The sequence below is a fragment of the Nonomuraea sp. NPDC003804 genome (genome assembly GCF_040610675.1).
Lineage (GTDB): Bacteria > Actinomycetota > Actinomycetes > Streptosporangiales > Streptosporangiaceae > Nonomuraea.
In genome coordinates this window covers 1-1,270 of record NZ_JBEXMT010000115.1, presented here as the reverse complement: position 1 = coordinate 1,270, position 1,270 = coordinate 1, and the positions used below count along the sequence as shown (strand labels likewise).

At 65.2% G+C, this 1,270-nt stretch carries 1 protein-coding gene; it reads left to right on the top strand.

From position 1 onward, the window contains the following. Positions 1 to 476: 476 nt before the first annotated feature. On the top strand, positions 477 to 1,270 hold a 794-nt coding region (locus tag ABZX22_RS45170; protein ID WP_354923531.1), incomplete at its 3' end, for a hypothetical protein.

Below are 1,270 nucleotides of genomic sequence, written 5' to 3'. Positions count from 1 at the left end.
GCCCATTTCCCTGTTCTTCCCCGACCCCGCATCCGCTGTCTCAGAAATCGGGGACCACCGTTTTCCCCACGCCCCAGCCCTGCCTCTGTTCGTTTTAGTCAAGCGGAGGCCAGCATGGGATCCCGTGAGTGGCTGGGTTCAGTCACGCTGCCGGAGTGCCCGGAAGACGTTCCTCGCATCCGTTTTAGTCAAAGGAGTGGGGACAGCCTCCGTTTTTCTGGCGTCGTTTTTCGCCAGGCGTTGTTGCTCCACCCGTTTTTCTGAAACCCTCGCACCCGCTCAGCGAGCAAGAGGTCACTGGTGGGCGTGGCGTCATGCAGGAACACTGGGGCGGATGCGCTGGGCGCGCATGGCGGGGCAGTTCAGCGGGGGTCGGCAGATCGTTTTAGTCAAATCTTTAAGCCCCTGCGCTCCCCCTCTGCCCCTGTCTGGGAATCCGGGTGCCGCGTCAGCGTTGAACGGCGGGGGGGTATTCCATGCTTGAGCTGACCCCATTTCTGGAGGCCATCGCCCAAGCCGATGCCCCGCTGGAAGGCAAGGCCAACGGGTGGCAGCGCAGTGCTGCATTAGCAGGGTTCGGTAACGCCTGCGCCTTCTGCTCCGGTCCACTGGACCTGTCCTCTCCCAAGTCCTGGACGGCTACGTCGCTGGTGCCCGCGCAACTGGGAGGCCCCGTCGGTGTCGTGGAGAACTGGGTGCCTGCCTGCCGTCCCTGCGCTGCTGCCAAGGGCTTGCGCGATGTGGTGAGTTGGAAAGAGTGGCAAGCGTCAGCGGCCCCTGACCGGGTGGCCTCGCTGCTCGAACGTCGGCGCTCTGCGTTGCTCTACGCGGAGAACCATTTCACCCCGTTGAGCCGTCACTCGAAGCGCGAGCGCGGGCTCTCCCATCTGTCGGCACGTTTCTCCAAGCCCCGCTTCAGGGTCTATGCCTGGTCGGGTGAGGTGGATGGGGAGAGGGTGTGCTTGGTAGGCTGGAACTCCCGGTCAGGCGATCCCTTGGCACTGAGCGAGGCCCTGCTGGCGTTACGAATGCGGGACGGGGGCGAGGTGCTGGCAGAGGGCCAGGTGACCCTTCTACGGCTTCCGGTGGACGCGTTCCTGCGGGCCGTGTGGGCGCTCATCGAGGCGCATGGGATCGTCGTGCCGTTGGATGTGCCAGGCGATGGCCCGCTGGACGCAGACGACTGGAGAGAGTGCTGGCGCCACCGCGTCATGTGCCTGGAGGCCCGCGTGGGCTCGTCGTTGCGCTTCGACAGCGTCCTGGCCTGGGC